The 19223-nt window shown below is 41.4% G+C and carries 18 protein-coding genes and 1 riboswitch; of the genes, 5 read left to right on the forward strand and 13 right to left on the reverse strand.

Features of this window, described 5'->3' with window-relative positions; translation table 11 throughout:
• Window positions 1–148 precede the first annotated feature (148 nt).
• Window positions 149–601, forward strand: a complete 453-nt coding sequence (gene tnpA / locus LG273_RS17440; RefSeq protein WP_238020934.1) for an IS200/IS605 family transposase — start codon at window positions 149–151, stop codon at window positions 599–601.
• A gap of 148 nt (window positions 602–749) precedes the next feature.
• Here the strand turns inward: tnpA and wrbA are convergent, their stop codons facing one another.
• Window positions 750–1349, reverse strand: a complete 600-nt coding sequence (wrbA, locus tag LG273_RS17445; RefSeq protein WP_379562551.1) for an NAD(P)H:quinone oxidoreductase — start codon at window positions 1347–1349, stop codon at window positions 750–752.
• A 304-nt stretch (window positions 1350–1653) separates the two neighbouring features.
• Between wrbA and htpX the strand changes: the two genes are divergently transcribed.
• Entirely contained in the window at window positions 1654–2529 is an 876-nt protein-coding gene (gene htpX / locus LG273_RS17450; protein ID WP_379562552.1) for a protease HtpX, read from the forward strand.
• Between the two features lie 61 nt (window positions 2530–2590).
• On the opposite strand, the gene LG273_RS17455 is transcribed toward htpX, so the two are convergent.
• From LG273_RS17455 to LG273_RS17485, 7 genes are all read right to left on the reverse strand, one after another.
• Window positions 2591–3187 (reverse strand): response regulator, encoded by a 597-nt coding sequence (locus LG273_RS17455; RefSeq protein WP_404456095.1) that lies wholly within the window; start codon window positions 3185–3187, stop codon window positions 2591–2593.
• Window positions 3184–4320 (reverse strand): sensor histidine kinase, encoded by a 1137-nt coding sequence (locus tag LG273_RS17460; RefSeq protein WP_404456098.1) that lies wholly within the window; start codon window positions 4318–4320, stop codon window positions 3184–3186. The genes LG273_RS17455 and LG273_RS17460 overlap by 4 nt, the downstream gene beginning before the upstream one ends.
• Before the next feature lie 88 nt (window positions 4321–4408).
• Window positions 4409–5461: a fatty acid desaturase gene (locus LG273_RS17465; protein WP_404456101.1), complete on the reverse strand. Its 1053-nt coding sequence runs from the start codon at window positions 5459–5461 to the stop codon at window positions 4409–4411.
• Window positions 5462–5649: 188 nt separating this feature from the next.
• Window positions 5650–6186 (reverse strand): D-glycero-alpha-D-manno-heptose-1,7-bisphosphate 7-phosphatase, encoded by a 537-nt coding sequence (locus LG273_RS17470; protein WP_379562556.1) that lies wholly within the window; start codon window positions 6184–6186, stop codon window positions 5650–5652.
• A gap of 190 nt (window positions 6187–6376) precedes the next feature.
• Window positions 6377–8302 (reverse strand): ATP-dependent DNA helicase, encoded by a 1926-nt coding sequence (locus tag LG273_RS17475; protein WP_404456104.1) that lies wholly within the window; start codon window positions 8300–8302, stop codon window positions 6377–6379.
• A gap of 130 nt (window positions 8303–8432) precedes the next feature.
• A complete protein-coding gene (locus LG273_RS17480; protein WP_404456106.1) occupies window positions 8433–8882 on the reverse strand; it encodes a hypothetical protein in 450 nt (149 codons plus the stop codon).
• Window positions 8883–8907: 25 nt separating this feature from the next.
• Window positions 8908–9396, reverse strand: coding sequence for a PaaI family thioesterase (locus LG273_RS17485; RefSeq protein ID WP_404456109.1), 489 nt, complete (start codon window positions 9394–9396; stop codon window positions 8908–8910).
• Between the two features lie 142 nt (window positions 9397–9538).
• Here LG273_RS17485 and LG273_RS17490 point away from each other — a divergent pair, with 142 nt between their 5' ends.
• Entirely contained in the window at window positions 9539–10600 is a 1062-nt protein-coding gene (locus tag LG273_RS17490) for an NAD(P)/FAD-dependent oxidoreductase (protein ID WP_404456112.1), read from the forward strand.
• Window positions 10601–10668: 68 nt separating this feature from the next.
• Here the strand turns inward: LG273_RS17490 and LG273_RS17495 are convergent, their stop codons facing one another.
• From LG273_RS17495 to LG273_RS17515, 5 genes are all read right to left on the reverse strand, one after another.
• On the reverse strand, window positions 10669–11361 hold the full coding sequence (locus tag LG273_RS17495; protein ID WP_404456115.1) for an LrgB family protein: 693 nt from the start codon (window positions 11359–11361) through the stop codon (window positions 10669–10671).
• Window positions 11354–11725 (reverse strand): CidA/LrgA family protein, encoded by a 372-nt coding sequence (locus LG273_RS17500; protein WP_379562562.1) that lies wholly within the window; start codon window positions 11723–11725, stop codon window positions 11354–11356. Before LG273_RS17500 ends, LG273_RS17495 begins: the two co-directional genes overlap by 8 nt.
• An 87-nt stretch (window positions 11726–11812) precedes the next feature.
• Window positions 11813–14458, reverse strand: coding sequence for a cation-translocating P-type ATPase (locus LG273_RS17505; RefSeq protein WP_404456118.1), 2646 nt, complete (start codon window positions 14456–14458; stop codon window positions 11813–11815).
• A 126-nt stretch (window positions 14459–14584) separates the two neighbouring features.
• Window positions 14585–14687, reverse strand: a riboswitch (yybP-ykoY riboswitch).
• A gap of 91 nt (window positions 14688–14778) precedes the next feature.
• Window positions 14779–16200, reverse strand: a complete 1422-nt coding sequence (gene argH, locus LG273_RS17510) for an argininosuccinate lyase (protein ID WP_404456120.1) — start codon at window positions 16198–16200, stop codon at window positions 14779–14781.
• Complete coding sequence (locus LG273_RS17515) at window positions 16197–17456, reverse strand: argininosuccinate synthase (RefSeq protein WP_404459579.1); 1260 nt, start codon at window positions 17454–17456, stop codon at window positions 16197–16199. Before LG273_RS17515 ends, argH begins: the two co-directional genes overlap by 4 nt.
• A gap of 360 nt (window positions 17457–17816) precedes the next feature.
• Here LG273_RS17515 and LG273_RS17520 point away from each other — a divergent pair, with 360 nt between their 5' ends.
• Both LG273_RS17520 and LG273_RS17525 read left to right on the forward strand, forming a co-directional pair.
• Window positions 17817–18500, forward strand: a complete 684-nt coding sequence (locus LG273_RS17520; RefSeq protein ID WP_404456123.1) for a DUF1538 domain-containing protein — start codon at window positions 17817–17819, stop codon at window positions 18498–18500.
• Window positions 18497–19222 (forward strand): DUF1538 domain-containing protein, encoded by a 726-nt coding sequence (locus LG273_RS17525; protein WP_404456126.1) that lies wholly within the window; start codon window positions 18497–18499, stop codon window positions 19220–19222. The genes LG273_RS17520 and LG273_RS17525 overlap by 4 nt, the downstream gene beginning before the upstream one ends.
• The last annotated feature ends 1 nt before the right edge of the window (window position 19223 follow it).

Below are 19223 nucleotides of genomic sequence, written 5' to 3' on the forward strand. Positions count from 1 at the left end.
GAAGTACCACTTTTTTATTACTGGTTTTAAAACCACAGGCTCTGCCTGTGTGAGAATTCAACTTGTAGAGTTGTAACAGAAAAAACTCCTTTCGGTATAATAGAGTTGGCCGTCAAACCGACTCTATATACAGAAAGGAGATCTACTCATGTCGAGTGACAATAGTTTATCACACACCCGATGGAATTGTAAGTATCACATAGTCTTTATACCCAAGTATAGAAGGAAAGTAATTTATGGCAAATTAAGAAGAGACATCGGGGTGATCTTAAGGCGTTTATGTGAGATGAAAGATGTAGAAATTATCGAGGCTCATGCCATGCCCGACCACATCCATATGCTGGTGAAAATACCACCAAAGATGTCAGTATCTTACTTTATGGGTTACTTAAAAGGTAAAAGCTCTTTAATGATTCACGACAGACATGCAAACCTAAAGTACAACCATGGGAACCGCACATTTTGGGCAAAAGGTTACTATGTCAGTACAGTGGGGCTCAATCAAAAAACGGTGGCAAAGTACATTCGTGAACAGGAATCTGAGGATAGACTACGAGACAACATGAGTAAACGTGAATACGTCGATCCATTTAAAAAATAGATAGGAATATAAACGGTTGACGGTCAATTTCGAAGCCCCTTTAGGGGCCTCGTTGGTAAAGTGCCCTTATAGGGCGAAACTAAAACCGCCCGTTTTACGGGCGGATAGTTACTTTTACCGGGTTTTGTCCCAGCCTCTTCTCTCCAAATTAGGAATTCAATTTTGCAGCAACTTCAACTGTGCGTTTCGCCTGGTGCTTAACAGCTGGCTCCACGTTTTCAACCATTTTTCCGTCTTGGCCTTGTGTAACGCTAGTGCCATAAGGGTTCCCACCAGCAGGTGCAACAGAATCATCTGTGTATCCTGGTGGTACAATAATCGCGCCCCAGTGCATCATGGTTGTATAAAATGAAAGTGCTGTTGCTTCCTGTCCACCATGTGCGTTAGAAGCTGAAACCATAACACTGACAGCTTTATTAACTGTTTTTCCTGTAGCCCAAAGTCCTCCTTGGGAGTCAATGTATTGTTTCATTTGGGATGGTACGTTTCCAAAACGAGTCGGCATGCTGAAAATAATAGCGTCCGCCCATTCAATATCATCAGAAGTTGCTTCTGGAACATCCTTTGTTGCTTCATAATGCTCTTTCCATGCAGGGTTTGAAGCTATTGCTGCTTCAGGTGCTAATTCTGGTGCTTTTACTACTCGCACCTCTGCGCCTGCTTCCTTCCCAGCTTCCTCAGCCCATTTGGCTAATTGATAATTTGTTCCAGTAGAACTATAGTAAATTACTGCTAATTTTACTGCCATTGCTCTATCTCCTTTTGCCTGATTATTTTAGTTTTTTGTAATGTATCCAGCTTATATTTTTTACTTGAACTAATAATTTATGCAAATCTATCTTTATAAGCTGGCAACTTTACGTCATTATTGTAATAGAGAAAAACAGTGACGTCAAATAACAAACTTATAATAAGTAAGTATTAGGAGAAACTAACCACTTAAAGTTGGCTATTTGTTGATTCCTTATTCCCCAGAGGATATAATAGACATATGTGAATGCTTCACAAGCAATGAAAAGAAAATCTCAAAAACTATTATAAAGGGTGAGGACGTGGGTAAGCGAATTTTTTACTTTTTACTAACCAACATTTTGGTTTTGGCAACGATTTCGATTATTTTTACTCTAATACCTGGCACTTGGAACTATATTGGTCCTGATGGCACGATCCAATTTGGAACATTGCTTATATTTAGTGCCATTATCGGTTTCACAGGATCCTTTATTTCATTAGCCATGTCAAGATGGATGGCTAAGAAAATGATGAATGTGCGCGTGCTTGATCCAAATGGCGCTTTATCCGGGGAAGAACGTGAGGTTGTGGAAAAGGTACACCGCCTTTCAAGAGCGGCTGGACTTATGCATATGCCGGAAGTAGGGATTTATGATTCTCCTGAAGTAAACGCCTTTGCTACAGGTCCTTCGAAAAAACGTTCTCTTGTTGCTGTTTCAACTGGATTACTTCATGAGATGGATGACGATGCGATTGAAGGCGTTATTGCACATGAGGTGGCTCACGTTGCGAATGGAGATATGGTTACGATGACACTCTTGCAAGGGGTGGTCAACACCTTTGTTGTATTCCTTGCACGAATTGCTGCATTTATTGTATCAAGGTTTGTTAAGGAAGATCTTGCACCAATCGTTCACTTCCTTGCTATTATTTTATTCCAGCTTGTCTTCTCTGTGTTAGGAAGTCTTGTTGTTTTCGCCTACTCGCGTCACCGGGAATACCATGCGGACCGTGGAGGCGCAGACCTTGCTGGTAAAGATAAAATGAAACATGCGCTTGAATCCTTAAAAGCATACGCTAACCGTGTACGCAATGATGACACATCTGTTGCTACATTAAAGATTAACGGAAAACGTAAATCAAGCATTTTCTCAACACACCCACAGCTTGATGAACGTATTCGCCGTCTTTCTTAAGCTATCCAAAGTCTTCTCTTTTCAAAGAGGAGGCTTTTTTATTTCAAAGCCACCCATCAAGTTAAAACCAGCCTTGCTCCTTAAATTTAGAGATTGCTTCAATCCGGTTGCTAACACCCAATTTATCTAAAATCACCGACACGTAATTCCGCACTGTTCCATTTGTCAAATAGAGTTCCTTGGCAATATCCTTTGTCGTTTTTCCATCAGCAATCAGCTTAATCACCTGTTCCTCGCGTTCTGTTAAAGGACTTTCTTCCCGATAAGCCATATCGATTAATTCTGGGGCATATACTTTTCTTCCGTCCATGATCGTCCGAATAGCAGCTGCCAACTCCTCACTCGGACTATCCTTTAATAAATAACCGCTCACATTAGCATTTCGTGCACGCTGGAAATACCCATTACGCGCGAAGGTAGTAAGGATGATGACCTGACAAGGCTCGTCTTTTAAGTTTTCTGCTGCATCAAGCCCGCTTTTTATAGGCATCTCAATGTCCATAATACAAATTTCCGGCTGGAGGCTTTTCACCATTTGAATTGCCTCTTCTCCATTTTTGGCCTTCCCAATCACTTCCATATCTTCTTCTAAGCTAAGCAAGGAGCCTAGGGCGCCAAGCAGCATTCCTTGGTCCTCTGCAATAACAATCCTAATCATTTCAGCCCCTCCTTGCCCTTTTGTTGGATGACCTTAGGAATTTTTATCGTTAAGGTTGTCCCATTCGATGTGTCAATGGCTAAGTTCCCATTTACAAAATCCAACCTTTCCTTTATTCCTTGGAGGCCATTCCCCTTACGTATATCCTTTGTCTCTACAGCACCTACTCCATTGTCTTGGACAACAAGTTTTTGTTCGCTTGGGCTATTGCTAATGTCAACCCGGCAAACAGTGGCCTTACTGTGCTTCACTACATTTGTAACAGCTTCCTTCAGACACATGCCAAGGATGTTCTCCACTAAAAGCGGCATCTCCTCCCCATTGTCTTGCCCTTCTATTTGAAAAGAAATACCAGCAGCTTCTAAAATATGACTGGCATGTACAACTTCATCCTTCAATTTAGCGTGCTTCATATCTGACACCATCTCCCGTACCTCTTTAAGGGCCAGGCGCGCCGTTTGATTAATATCCTCTACTTCCTTTTTCGCTGTTTCTGGATCATGCTTGATTATCTTTCCTGCCAAATCACTTTTCAAGCCGATAAGGGAAAGCTTCTGGCCGAGTGTATCATGAAGATCTCTGGCAATCCGCTGGCGCTCTTCTATTACCATTAATCTTGATATTGTTTGATTCGCATCCTCCAGTTTCTTTTCCAGCTTTTCCCGTTTGTTCCGACTATTTAGCGTAAGTGGGAGAAGGATCACGCCAATAACACTAATAACAATAAACGGAGTCTGGTTGATAAACTGCGGACTTTCCGTAATAAATCCAATACTAACAGCAGAGACCGTTGTTACCATGTGAACAATATATAAGACGATAAAGCCTGCTCTATTTTCAATGTTTCCTATATAAAAGGCTAGAAACAACGAAAAATAGACATACCCAAAATATAGGGTCATGCCAATACTAATTGCCATTTCTATAGAGATCGAGACATATACCGTCCAGCCTTTTTTAATAAAGGAAAGGCGGTATGTCGCAAAAAAAAGCACGATCATTGTAATTCCTAATAATGTTTCTAGAAGGGATGTCGACCGAAATATAAAGTAAAAAGGAAGCAAACAAAACACAAGCCATGCAAACGCACTTAACCCTGTGTTTTTCGGAAAAATATGATACCAGTTTTGCATGAATGCCACCTCTTTACGTTGTTTTCTCTATATTATCTTATAAATGTAAAAAGCAAAACCCTCCAAGATACCTTGAAGGGCTTTGTTATTATTCTTCTTGAAAGCTTGTCTTGCCCGTGTTTAACTTCAAATTGCTCTTTGGATTCTTTAATAATGCTTTCACTTCTTTAAAGCTAACGAATGACTTTGTCGCCTCATCATATAAACGAAAACGAATGGATTGTAAGCTAGTTCGTAATGTAATCGTTGTCGCCTTTTGTAATGGTGGCGTGGATTCGTGAGCTTCTTCCAAACGATAGTTTGGCACCCTTGGGCTAAGATGATGAACATGGTGATATCCAATGTTCCCTGTAAGCCACTGCATCACCTTTGGCAATTTATAATAGGAGCTACCGTCAACAGCAGCTTTTACATAATCCCACTCTTCCTCATTTTCAAAATAGGAATCCTCAAACTGGTGTTGCACATAAAAAAGCCAAATGCCGAGGGACCCGGAAATAAATAGAATAGGTAGCTGGATGATTAAGAAAGCCTGCCAGCCAATTGCCCAAATTAATAAACCATAAATCAACACGATCGAGGCATTGATTAGGTACGTATTCATACGTTCCTTTTTACGTGCGCCTTTTCGATTAAATCGATTCGAGATAAGGAACAAATAAATCGGCCCTAAACCAAACATCACTAACGGATTACGGTATAAACGATATGCCAGTCTCCCCCAAAAAGAGGCTGCTTTATACTCTTCTACGGTCATCACCCATACATCACCAGTACCACGCTTATCCAAATTACTACTTGTTGCATGGTGAATGGCATGGCTTCTCTTCCACTTTTCAAATGCAAACAGGGTAATAATTCCCGTAATGGTGCCAACAATTCGGTTCGCCCTACTCCCATTGAAGAACGATCCATGTGTACAATCATGAAAAATAATAAAGATCCGAATAACAAAGCCTGATGCGATGACAGCAAGTGCGATAGAAAGCCAGACAGAAACAGCTAGGCTTTGATAAGCAAGAAACCACAACAGCAAGAATGGAAGTACCGTGTTTAATAGCTGTATAATACTAGCCCTACGATCCGCACCTGTATAAGCTTTTACACTGTTTCTTAACTGTGCCTGTTTTTGTTTACTCATAATAGCCTCCTACGTTTAGATAACGAACTTTTTCTTATTACTAGTATAAGATTTTTCGTAAGTTCTTATAAGTCATAAACGTCAAGAGGCATATATGACAAGTGTCATGTTTTTAGGATACATCACGCTTTTCAGCTACTTCTGTTCGGTCCATAAATGCAAAGTATGGCAGCAGGACATTTGTGCATTTATATTTCAATCTGGCTAGTTATATACGTAGCAGCCTCTAACAGATCCTCAAATACAAGATCAGCTTCTACCTTATCCTGATCCCGAGCGCCTACTAGAATTGTTTTTGTACCAGCCTGTTTGCCTGCCACAATGTCTGGCTCCCGATCTCCAATCATAAAGCTCTGCGTAAGATCAATATCCCAAGCTTCTGCTAAATCGTGGATCATTTGTGGTTTTGGTTTTCGGCAAGGACAATTCTCATGAGGTTTATGTGGGCAATAGGCAATCGCATCTATATGCGCGTTATAAGAGCGCAATTTCTTCTGCATCTCATCATGCACGCTATGTAGCATTTTTTCTTTCATGTAACCAAGGCCAACCCCACCTTGATTGGTCACAACAAAAATCTTATACCCAGCTTGTTGCAGCAGGTATATTCCTTCTCCTGCCCCTTCTAGCAAATAAAAATCCTGAGGCTTATTTACAAACTTTACCCTTTCCGTTAAAACTTCATTAATGACACCATCTCGATCTAAAAATACTGCTTGATTCATAGCGAGAACCGCCTCCTTTTTTTCTTATTTTTAGCTGTTGCAGGGATTTACATGCGGATGGTTTCAATTTTTGGCTTGGTGGTTTCACTTTGGGGTCGCGACGTTTCACTTTTGCCCCGGGATGTTTCACTTTTACGAAGTGTGACTTTATCCCATATAAAAAGCCACGCAACCAAGCGTGGCTTATAATCTATACAATTTTCACAGGAACTACCTTTTGTATGGCTGCAAAATAGGCCTTTTTTTCTTCTTCTGTCATCCAGATATGAATACTTCCATGATCGGTGCTTGTCCGAATCAGACGACCTATTCCCTGGCGTAAGCGAAGTAACATATATGGTTCATCCACCTCTGTTTGAGGATTTTCCACGTGCTTCCGTTTTGCTTGGAAAACCGGATCCTTCGGCGGGAATGGCAGGGAAGCAATGATGACTTGGGTTAATGCTTCACCTGGTACATCTAGACCTTCCCATAGATGGTAGGCACAGAGTACAGCTGACTCATCAAGCTGAAAGGCTTTGACAGTTTCACTGATTTCTCTATCACCTTCATACAAAACAGAGAATTCCCAGGTTTTATCGTCTGCCCAGTTACGGAAATCTTTCATTTCCTGGGCTGAAGCAAACAGAACTAGCGTCTTGCCGTTATTGTCCATCATTTTTTTATAAATGGATTCGTATTTCGCTTGTTTATCTGTTTCCATATCGTTATATATTTGCATTTGTTGCTCATAATCGAATGGCGAATTGACAGAGAAGGAATCATATGACTGGATCCCAAGACTATCGGCTAAATACGTAAAGTCCTCTCCTTGTGAAAGAGTGGCAGAAGAAAAGACGAACGGTATGTTTTGGGAAAATACTTCTTTCCGTAATACTTCCTCTACTAATCGTGGCATAATGACAAGACTTGTTTCGTTATCCGTCTTCTCGAGCCAGTATATGCCTTCATCATCTTGCAGTAAGATGGATAAACCGTAAGAGAAAAACTCTAAATATTCTTCCATAATTTTAATATGGTAGTCTTCAATGGTGAAAAGCTCCGCATCAAACACTAGTTGTTCTAGTAATTCCTGTACGTTGGAATGGAGCTTTTCAGCGAGTGTTTTTAACCCCTTTGTAAGAGTTATCTCATGGCGTTCAGAGCCTTGAACCGGCACAGCGCTCTCCTCAAGAAGGTCAAACCAATCATCATTTAAGCCTAATATTTCTTCAATTAGATGAAGAGATTCTTCGCGTACATCCTGGCCCATGTATCCTGTTAACACCTTGCTTAATGCCTGGAAATTAAAACGATAAGTGAGCCCTTTTTGGGCAGCAAATTCTAACAAGTGACCTTCATCAAACACGACACAGCTTGCCTCTGGAAGAAGAGGCATTTGCCCTTCCCGTTTGCGCGAGTCCTTCGTCCAAATATGCTCCATATAAAAGTCATGCGAGCAAATGATTAAATCCTGGGCATGGCGATAATATTCCCTGTTCAATGTTTGCCCACTTCTGTGGCGCCATTCACAAGTAGAGCACTGCTGTAATTGATCCCAAGCAATTGCTTCCCATTTTTCGTTTGGCACCCATGGATATTCCTTGCGATCCCCGTAGCGTTCAAAGGATTGCATGGATGCTCCTGTATCAAACACAAAATCAGGAATTTCATCATGGACACGAAGAATATCTTCGTCATCGGTTCGGTTGGCAATTGGGTCCAGCTTTTTCATACAGACGTAGTTTTCTCTTGCCTTTGCAAGTCGAACATCGATATTGAGACCTAGTGCTTCTTCAAGCTTTTCAATATCGCCGCCCTTTTTAACAAGCTGTTCAATCAGGGTCTCGTCCGCACAAGAGATAATAGCTGGCTTTCTTCTATATCTCGCATAGCAAATTGCGTATAGTAAGTAAACGAAAGTTTTCCCTGTACCTACACCCGCTTCAGCAAAAATGGTACGTTTATTTTTAAAAGCCTGTTCAAGCTGAAAGGCCATATATATTTGTTCATCCCGTAGCTCATAGCCCTTTTCCGGGAGGATATCATAGAATACATCTCCAACATAGTCCCCTAGTCGGTCAAAGAAGTTGTCGGTTTTTCCAACAGTAAACGGAAGCGCATTTGTTTTCGTCATGTAATACTCCTCTTTTAAACATCGTTTGAAAGAGTAATTATACGTGATTTAACTAGCCTTGTCACTAAGAAGGACTAATGGAAAGTAGGTACAGCTTATTCATGATAGCCTGGGAAAACGCCAAAGTTAGTCATCCATAATGTCGCTTTTTCTCTGTAACTTCGGAAAGAAAGACACGAATTTCCCTGATCGACTCTTTCGAAAGCCAATCTGTATTAAATTGGTGCTCCCGCCCATCCTTTAACCTTAAAATAATAAGCGTGCTTACCGGTATATACCTTTCTATATTTTCTAAAGGGATTTTTTTACGCGGGAGAAAAAAGGCCCGGTAAATAGAAATTTCACCCTCATCCATGATAATGTAATCCCTTCTAGGCATTGCTACGTTGTTTATATACTGCAGAACCCCTATTAGGATTGGCAAAAAGCTTACTATTAGATACGTATAATCCAAGGTATCATGCAACGGAAAACCACGATATGCCTGAAACAATAAGGCAATTACTCCTGCTAATGTTGAACCGATGCCTGCCTTGCTTCTTTTTCGCCATAATGATATATCTGCAAACGGAAAACGCACGTTAACATCCTTCCCTCAAACGTAATTAATTTTCTGACTTCATAAACGTCTTAGGCATAACTGCCGCAATAACTTCTCCCCTTGCGCAACGAGTATCTTGTGCAAATAGTTCTGTGATGACCCGCCACTTTTTAGGATGAATCTCCTCTATTGTACCGATTAAGGTTAGGGGAACATCCTGTGGGGTTGGCTTTACATAGTCAATGTTTAAAGAGGCCGTAACAAACCTTGGAGGCTCTGGCCCTTCACTTGGCTCAAAACCGTTTTTACGATGCAATGCCATTGCCGCAGATGCGGTACCATGGCAATCGATGATAGATGCAATTAGCCCACCGTACACAAAACCGGGTATCGCCATATGCTCCGGTCGCGGAAGGTAGGTTGTTTTCGTCTTTTCTCCTTCCCACCTTGTCTTAATCTGTAACCCTTGCTCATTTAGCCTTCCACACCCGTAGCACCATGAATATTTTTCATCATATGTATCCTGAATAGCTATCGTTGCTTTTTCTCCCATCGGAACCCCTCCTTTTTTTCGTAGTATAGCATAAAGCATATGTCGATTTGTGGAGAATTCAGTCTTCTGGTGACAGATGGTTGCATCTTCGCTAAAATAGACATAGACATCATTATTCTTTTTTCAGAGATGGGGTTTTGTTATGAAGCGTTTGGTAGTATTAGGTGGAGGGTATGGTGGTTTAAAGGTAATTCTCGGACTATTGCAGCAACAGTTACCAGATTCGTTGGAAATCACCCTAGTCGATAGAAATCCATATCATTCTATAAAAACAGAGTTCTACACGATAGCTGCTGGAACATCTGCAGAGAAGGACGTACGTTTGAGTTTCCCAGATGATCATCGCGTCCATTATGTTTATGGAGAAATTAAAAAAATTGATACTGAAAATGAGCAGATTCAATTCCAAGATTCCAGTAAAATTCTTTTCTATGATTATTTAGTAATCGGCCTTGGCTGCGAGGACAATTATCATGGCATTGAAGGAGCAGAAGAATTCACACATAGTGTGCAAACTTTTGAAAAGGCAAGGAAAACCGGGCTTGCTGTTTGTAACCTAAAAGCATACGGAAAAGTATCCGTAGTAGGCGCTGGATTAAGTGGAATTGAAGTAGCTTCAGAGATTAGAGAAAGTAGGCCAGACTTAAATATTCGCTTACTTGACCGCGGAGCTTCCGTTTTGAAAGCGTTTGATCCAAAAATTCAAGAATACGTTTCAGAATGGTTTATCAAGAATGATGTGGACGTGCTGCATCATGCCAGTGTGGAGTATGTAGAAAAAGACGGGGTTTGCAATAATGGCGTATGCTATGTCAACGATGTGACGATTTGGACAGCTGGTGTACAACCGAACTACCTTGTCAGAGAGCTTCCCTTTAAAAAGGATACACAGGAAAAAGTCATCCTGAATGATTATTATCAAGTGCCTGATTATCCTAATGTATATGTCGTCGGGGATTGCGCATCTTCCGAGTACTCTCCAAGTGCTCAGCTCGCCGGCCAACAAGGGGAGCAAATTGCAGAGGTGTTGTATGCTGTGCTACGTGACAAAGAACCAAAGAAACCGAAGGAAATTAAACTTAAGGGAACCCTTGGATCATTGGGGAAATCAGATGGTTTTGGGAATATGATGCAAAAGCCTATGACAGGACTACTCCCAAGGCTCGCTAAGTCTGGTGTGTTATGGTTGAATAAACGTCACTAGAAATTACGATTACCGTAGCAATTCTTTTAAACACAAAACCCAAGTCAATAATAGACTTGGGTTTTTATTTACGATAGCAACAGGGAAACTAGCGCTGGAGCGATCACGGATACGACAATCGCACTTATGACCATTGCGACAGTGCTGACTGATCCTTCTAATTGACTATTCTCCATTAGTGTTGCTGATCCGATAGCATGGGAAGCACTTCCCATGCCAACACCTCTTCCAAGGTAGTGATCCAACCTAAACAAGCGGAATACCAGATTATGGAGCATCACACCACCAATCCCTGCAAACATAACAAACACTGCAGCAAGCGGGATAATGCCTCCCAATGTTTCCGTAACCGCCATCGCAACAGGGGTGGTGACCGACTTTGGACTTAGCGCATAGATAAGCGATTCGTCAAATTTCGCCCACTTTGCCATTAACACACCAGAAGAGATTCCTACTACAGCTCCAAGCGATGTCCCAACTAATAATGGAATCAACAATTTCCTTAAAGTCTCACGTTGACTGTATAAAGGATATGCTAATGCAACGACCGCAGGGCCCAATAAATGATCGATCCATTGTCCCCCGATCATATATGTTTCGTACGGAATCTGAAAGACTAGTAACACACAAATAATGAGAATAGTAGCGATGATGACAGGTGCAGTAATCGTAACATTCCATTTTGCATGCAGACGAACTGATAGAATATAGGCGAGACAAGTGCCGACTATAGCTAGTAAACCAATGATAAGCTCAATCATGCTCTTTCGCCCTCCGTCTAACTAGCCATTGACTTGTTGCACCTGATAATCCCATAACGAGCATGGTGCTAACTAAAGCTATTACGATTAATAATGCACCTTTCCCTGCAAATACATGATAGTATTCTAACACGCCAACTGTAACAGGAATAAAAAAAAGCGCGAGATTATCCACGATAAAGCGCGCCCCATTTTCTATCCACGTAACCTTTACCACTTTTAGAGACAATAGTATAAAGAGCAATATCATTCCAATTACACTGCCAGGTACAAACAGATGAAAGGTTTTCTGGATAAAGACGCCAATCTGATAAAATCCAACTAATACGAGCGTGTGAAGTATTATTTTTCCGATATTTAACATGATGAAGCACACTCCATTTAAGAACAATAAGCCTATTATAGCAGAACAAAAGGTGAGCAGTGTATGCAACTGCTCACCTTTTTCACCTTATTTTTTCTGAAGAACATACAAAAGCTTTTTAAGCATTTCCATTAAAATTACTGCAGCTACGGATAAGCCTGCTGCAATTGCCCAATCCTGTAAGCCAAAGGTTTCTGGTATAGAGAATACATCTCTGGCAAATGGCAGTACAGTGATTGTATAAAGCACTAAACAAAGTGCTACAGCACCGAGGACATATTTATTACTAAAGAAACCAGCCCCGAACGCTGTTTGCGTATTAGATCGTGCAGCAAATGTCTGGAGAGATCTTGCCAGAATCAGTGTCGTAAATGCCATAGCAACACCCATTTCATCGGAATGTTGTAAACCGATATAATGTGAAATGATAACCGCTATACCAATTAGAATACCTCTTGTCAGAACTGCTCGCGTCGTGCCTCCAGAGAAAATACCTTCCTCAATATTACGTGGCTTCCGTTTCATCACATCAGGCTCTGACTTTTCCATTCCAAGGGCAATAGCTGGCAAGGAGTCATTTACAAGATTGATAAACAATAGCTGCAGGGCAGTGAATGGGTTTGCCCAGTTAAAAATAACAGCAAACAAAATTGCAATGATTGCTCCAAGGTTTCCAGCAAACAAATAGCCAATTGCTTTTTTAATATTATCAAATACGGTACGTCCTACACCCACTGCATTAACGATAGAGACAAAGTTGTCATCCGTTAAAATCATGGCTGAGGAATCTTTTGCGACGTCTGTCCCACTTCCCATTGCAATCCCAATGTCTGCCTGTTTTAAAGCTGGAGCGTCGTTTACACCATCACCCGTCATAGCTGTAATGCTATTGCGTTTCTGCCAGGCTCTTACAATACGAATTTTATTCTCTGGCGAAACCCTCGCATAAACTGAAATATTCTCTAATTTTTCTTCCAGTTCTGCTTCAGACATAGCATCTAGCTCTTGACCCGTTACAGCAATATCATCTTGGTCCATCAAGCCAATATCCCTGCCAATTGCTTGTGCTGTTGTTTTATGATCACCAGTTATCATGACTGTGCGAATACCTGCTTTTTTCGATTCCTCAATCGATCCATAAACTGCCTCACGTGGTGGATCCATCATTGCTGTCAAACCAACTAGAACAAATTCTTTTTCATCTTCGTGACTAATCGGAACTGCCTCTTCTCCCAGCGGCTTATACCCATATGCCAAAACGCGAAGAGCTTGTTCAGAAAAGCGCTCATTAGCCTTTTTAAACTCCTCTAAAAGCTCATCTGTCAATGGCTTTTCTTCCCCGTCAAGAAGTATATAAGACGCACGCTCAAACATGACATCTGGTCCACCTTTAATTAACATGCGCTTTTTCCCGTCAATGGTATAGACAGTAGACATTAATTTTCTGTCAGAATCAAATGGAAGCTCCTCTTCTCGATCATAAGCTTTACGGATATCTTCATAATCTCCAAATACTTTATTGGCGAAATGGATTAACGCTACTTCTGTTGGATCCCCAATTTCTTGTCCTTCTTCATTGATATAGGAATCATTACACAGGACTGCTGTGTAAAGGAGTAGTTTTTGTGCTTCATCCCAGTTCTCTGTATCGTCTGGAAGCTCCGCATTTTCCTTACCAGGTAAATAGTGATCCATTACCGTCATTTTATTTTGTGTTAAAGTCCCTGTCTTATCTGTACAAATAACGCTTGTGGATCCTAACGTTTCTACAGCAGGCAACTTCCGAATAATCGCATGCTGCCTAGCCATTTTATTCGTACCAACAGAAAGGACAATGGTAACAATCGAAGAAAGCGCCTCTGGTATTGCCGCTACCGCTATTGCGACAGAGAACATTAGTGCATTTATAATCGCGGTCGTTGTATCTGCATCACTATCACCAAACCAGATTCTACCGACTTGAACAGCAAAAATGACAATACATAGTAGAAGAATTCCGATACCAAGCTTTTTACTAAAACTGTCTAGCTTCCGCTGGAGTGGAGTCTGCTTTTCCTCAGCCGTTTCGATCATACCAGCGATTTTACCAATTTCCGTTTCCTTACCTGTACCCGTCACTACAAAGGTACCACGGCCATATACAATTAAGGAGCTACTGAAAACCATGTTTTTGCGATCCCCAAGTGCTACCTCTTCCTCAATCATCTTCGTTTCTTTTTCGACTGCTTCGGATTCTCCTGTGAGCATTCCTTCATCGACTTTTAAAGAACCGCTCTCCAGGACTCTTCCATCTGCAGGTACATAGTCGCCTGCTTCTAAGAAAACGACATCTCCTGGCACTAACTCACGAGCAGGGATAGTCTGCTTCGTATCATCTCGAATTACCTGAGCGACGGGAGCAGACATACTTCGTAAAGCTTCCAAAGAACCTTCTGCTTTTCGCGTTTGTACCACACTAATAACAGAATTAATTAAGAGTACAAGGAAAATAATAAGTGACTCAATTACTTCACCTAATACAAGCTGAATTCCAGCCGCTACAAGCAAAACAATAACCATAGAATCCTTAAATGTTTCTAAAAAAAGCTTCCAGATTGGATCCTTTTCTTTTTCTTCAATTTCGTTGTACCCATGCTCCTCCAGTCTTTGTTTCACGTCTGAGCTACTTAACCCATTTTCTGAAGTATTTAATTGATCTATGACATCTTCAGGTTTCTGTTGATAATATTTCATCCTATCTTCCTTCCTGCCATTAGTATTTACGACTTACGAAAAATAATGACGAATTGTTTCGCCTAGTTAGAAAACATATATGAAAAAAGCGAGACCTTTGCCCGTAAAAAGGCAAAGGTCTCGCTGAACATTTCACTGTCAATAAAGCCGATGGCAAAAGCCATGGAATGACGACTTTATTATGGAAAGGGCTAACCTTTTCCACCCGCTACTCCCCTTTGAGAGTCAGTAATTATTAATTTTCTTTAGTTTAGCATACAGGGCGATTGAAAAGAAAGCAGAAGCCCTTCGTTATAACAGAACCTTACAAAGATTTAATATTAGCTTAATGGTTCAATTTGTTTCGCCCACCTGGCAAGTCGATGTTCTGTTTCTTTTAAATTCTTTTCCACGATTGTAATTTGTTCTTCCACACGAATTAATGCTGTTCCGCCTGCGACATTACGTGCATTTACCACTGCCTCAGGTGTTAGGTAAGCAAAAACATCCTCTTCTATAATAGAAGAAAACCCTTTGATTTCCTGCAACGTCATATCCAGCAGGTACTTGTTTTTCTGAATACAATGGAGCACAATCTCTCCCACGACTGCATGCGATTCCCGAAAGGCCATTCCTTTCCCAACGAGATAATCGGCTAAATCTGTCGCATTGGAAAAATCATTCCGTACAGCTTCATACATGTTTTCCTGCTTCACGTCCATGGTCTCCATCATGGGGGCAAATAAGGCGAGCGCCCCTTTTAAGGTCTCCACGGTATCAAACATCCCTTCCTTATCCTCCTGCATATCTTTATTGTAGGCTAATGGAAGGCCTTTAAGTGTTGTCAGCATGCCAATAAGGTTTCCATAGACACGCCCTGTTTTACCTCGCACAAGTTCCGCTACATCGGGGTTTTTCTTTTGTGGCATCATGCTGCTACCTGTACAAAAAGCATCATCCAACTCAATAAAATTAAATTCAGCACTGGACCATTGCACAAGCTCTTCGCAAAGCCTTGATAAGTGAGTGGAAATAAGGGCTGCATTTCCAAGAAACTCAACAACAAAATCTCTATCGCTCACCGCATCAAGGCTATTTTCGCATATTCCATTAAAACCTAATTCATCTGCAACAAACTGACGGTCAATCGCAAAAGTCGTTCCAGCCAGCGCACCAGCACCAAGCGGAGATTTGTTGACACGTTTCCAGCTGTCCCCAAGCCGTTCCACATCACGCTGCAACATAAAAACATAGGCCAACATATGGTGGGCAAACAGAACAGGCTGTGCTCGCTGTAAATGGGTATAGCCTGGTAGAACCGTTTCCTTATTTTCCTTTGCCTGCTTTAATAACGCCTCTTGCAAGGTAGCCACTAATTGACTAATATCCAATAAAGCATCACGCAGGTAGAGCCGCATGTCCAGAGCTACTTGGTCATTTCGGCTTCTGCCTGTATGAAGTTTGCCTCCAATGGTGCCAATTTCATCAATAAGCAGTTTTTCTACATTCATATGAATGTCTTCATGTTCTTCACTTAAAACTGCTTCTCCGTTATTAATTTTTTCCATAACTGCAGTTAGTCCTGCCGTAATCTCATTTGCATCGTCTACACTAATAATCTCACATTTCGCAAGCATTGCGACATGGGCGATTGACCCTTTTATATCATAGGTTGCAAGCTTTTTATCAAAATGGATAGAAGCTGTATATTCATCTACTAGCTGGTTCGTTGGCTTGGTGAATCTCCCTCCCCATAGTTTCATGGTTTAACAGCTTCTTTAACGTCCAAAATTGCCTTTTCAATCGCTTCATCCTTGTTGGCATAGGTTTGGTTTACAGTAGAATGAACCTTCGTTGGTAATCCCCAAAGTTTTATAAAACCAAGCGCTGCTTCATGATCGAAAGCATCCTCAGCATTATATGTTGCCAAGTCAAAGTCATATAGAGACTGTGCAGATTCACGTCCGACCACTTTCGCATGACCTTTATACAGCTTCACTTTCACTGTGCCGGATACATGCGTTTGTGTCTGTTCAATAAACGCCGTTAAAGCATTTGTTAACGGTGAATACCAAAGTCCATCATAGACCGTTTGTGCCAGCTTTTGTTCAATTAGTGGTTTAAACTGCGCTACTTCTCTTGGAAGAGTGAGTGCTTCAAGCTCTTGATGGGCAGCAATAAGCGTTAGCGCTGCCGGGGCCTCATAAATCTCCCTTGATTTTATACCCACAAGGCGATTCTCAACATGGTCGATACGTCCAACGCCATGCTTTCCCGCTATTTCATTTAACTTAAGAATAAGCTTATCTAAGGATAATGCCTCCCCATCAAGTGACACTGGAGTCCCTTCCTCAAATGTTATCTGGATTGTTTCTGGGTGATCTGGTGCATCGACAGGGTTAGCCGTTAAGTCATACGCTTCCTCAGGTGCTTCTACCCATGGATCTTCCAGTATTCCGCACTCATTGCTCCGTCCCCATAAATTCTGATCAATGCTGAACGGATTATCCACGTCAATGGGCACTGGAATTCCGTTTTCCTTGGCGTATTTTAACTCTTCTTCTCTTGACATCGCCCATTCACGGACAGGTGCAACAATTTTCAGATTTGGGTTTAACGCCGTGAACGCTACATCAAAGCGGACCTGGTCGTTCCCTTTTCCAGTACATCCATGGGCTACAGCAACTGCTCCTTCTTTTTCCGCAATATTCACTAAAACCTTGGCGATTAATGGACGTGATAGTGCGGAAATTAAAGGATACTTCCCTTCATAAAGCAAATTGGATTTTAATGCAGGTAGTACGAACTGGTTGGCAAATAGCTCTTTTGCATCAATTACATAGGACTTAATGGCACCTACATTTAATGCTTTTTCCTTTACAAAATCTAAATCTTTCCCTTCCCCAACATCTAACGCAACAGCAATCACATCGTAATTATACTTATCCTGTAGCCATTTAACAGCCACCGATGTATCTAAACCACCTGAATATGCTAAAACAATTTTCTCCTTGCCCACTTTTCCAACACTCCCTTTGCCTGAAATCTCTTTTGAATTATTATGCATTATTTAGAATAAATATTCAACCGTTAATAGCCAATTTATGAAAAAATAAATACCTAGTAAATGTTTTCAAAGCCTTAGAGAGTAATATATTACTTGTCCACGAATATAAATAGAATTGCCGGATTTTTATCCCATCTTAACTGGCAGTAAAACCACCAATTCCAGAATGCGGGAAGCTATTAAGCATTCTAAGTGGGCGATCAACTGACAGTAAAGGTCGATTCGTTCAACTAACATTTGTGCGGGAGAGGAGAAACCCTTCACCAAATGAATTCTCTTTATATGTGATTTTCCAGACGGGAGGAGGGTACGATGAAGGAGACTATTAAAGAAGTGCTGCTCTCTATTCTACCTATCACCATTGTTATACTGTTGTTGCAATTATTTATTATTCAGCTTCCAGTTACACAATTTATGCCATTTCTTTTTGGTGTGCTTATTATAGGAGCCGGATTGGTTCTCTTTTTGCTAGGAGTTAATATGAGTCTACTTCCTGTTGGAGAAATGATTGGTTCTGCCTTACCTAGAACGAATAAGGTGTGGGTGGTGGTATGGGTCGGTTTTTTACTTGGGATTGTAGTAACGATTGCCGAGCCTGATGTGCGAGTCCTTTCATCACAGGTTGACCTTGTATCAGGAGGGACAATCCCAAAAGCCGTTCTACTTTTATCTGTATCGCTTGGGGTTGGGATATTCATCAGCCTTGCAATTCTCCGTATTATTTTCCAATTGAACTTCGTAATCCTTTTAATAGCTGGTTACAGCATCGTATTTCTGCTTGCTTCCTTTACCCCTCCTTCTTACATCCCTATTTCCTTTGATGCAGGGGGTGTAACGACAGGTCCTATGACCGTGCCATTTATTATGGCACTAGGCGTAGGTGTGGCCTCTGTGATGAAAAGAAATACGGTTTCCAAGGATGCATTCGGGCTTGTGGCACTTGCTTCGATTGGGCCAATTATCGCCGTACTATTATTAGGAGTGATATACGGATGATCTCTCAACTATTCCAGGGGTTTGGGCAAACGATGCTAGAGGTCGGAGCTGCACTTGCTCCTTTGTTGTTTATATTTTTCATCTTCCAGGTGCAACTTTTCCAGCTGCCACTAAGAAAGATTCTTCCTATTTTAATAGGCTTTCTTTTCACCTTTTTCGGCCTCTCCTTGTTCCTTCAAGGTGTGTATCTTGGATTTTTGCCTATTGGCAGGCTAGTCGGGTCAGAACTTGGAGCCCTCGATATTATTTGGTTACTTCTTCCCATTGGATTTCTATTAGGTTTCTTTTCTGCCTATGCGGAGCCAGCAGTTCATGTATTATTACACCAGGTAGAAAAAGCTTCTGGTGGATACATCCCACAAAAGGGGCTATTATACACTATATCTATTGGCGTAGGTGTTTCTGTCGCATTGGCAATGCTTCGTTTAATCATTGGCATGTCCCTTTGGGTGTTTCTAATACCAGGCTATGCCGCAGCCTTCCTTATGCTGTGCTATTCCTCTAAGGCATTTATCTCTATTGCTTTTGATGCAGGCGGTGTGGCAACAGGTCCGATGACAGCTACGTTCATTCTGTCTATGTTTGTCGGGCTTGCTGGTGAAATAGGGGAGACGAATCCATTGCTTGACGGGTTTGGTATGGTAGCACTGGTTGCACTCGCTCCGATTTTGTCTGTACTTACTTTAGGGATTCTATTCGGCAGAAAGGAGCGCTCTAATTAAA

Source organism: Oceanobacillus kapialis (genome assembly GCF_044790185.1).
Taxonomy (GTDB): domain Bacteria; phylum Bacillota; class Bacilli; order Bacillales; family Amphibacillaceae; genus Oceanobacillus_B; species Oceanobacillus_B kapialis.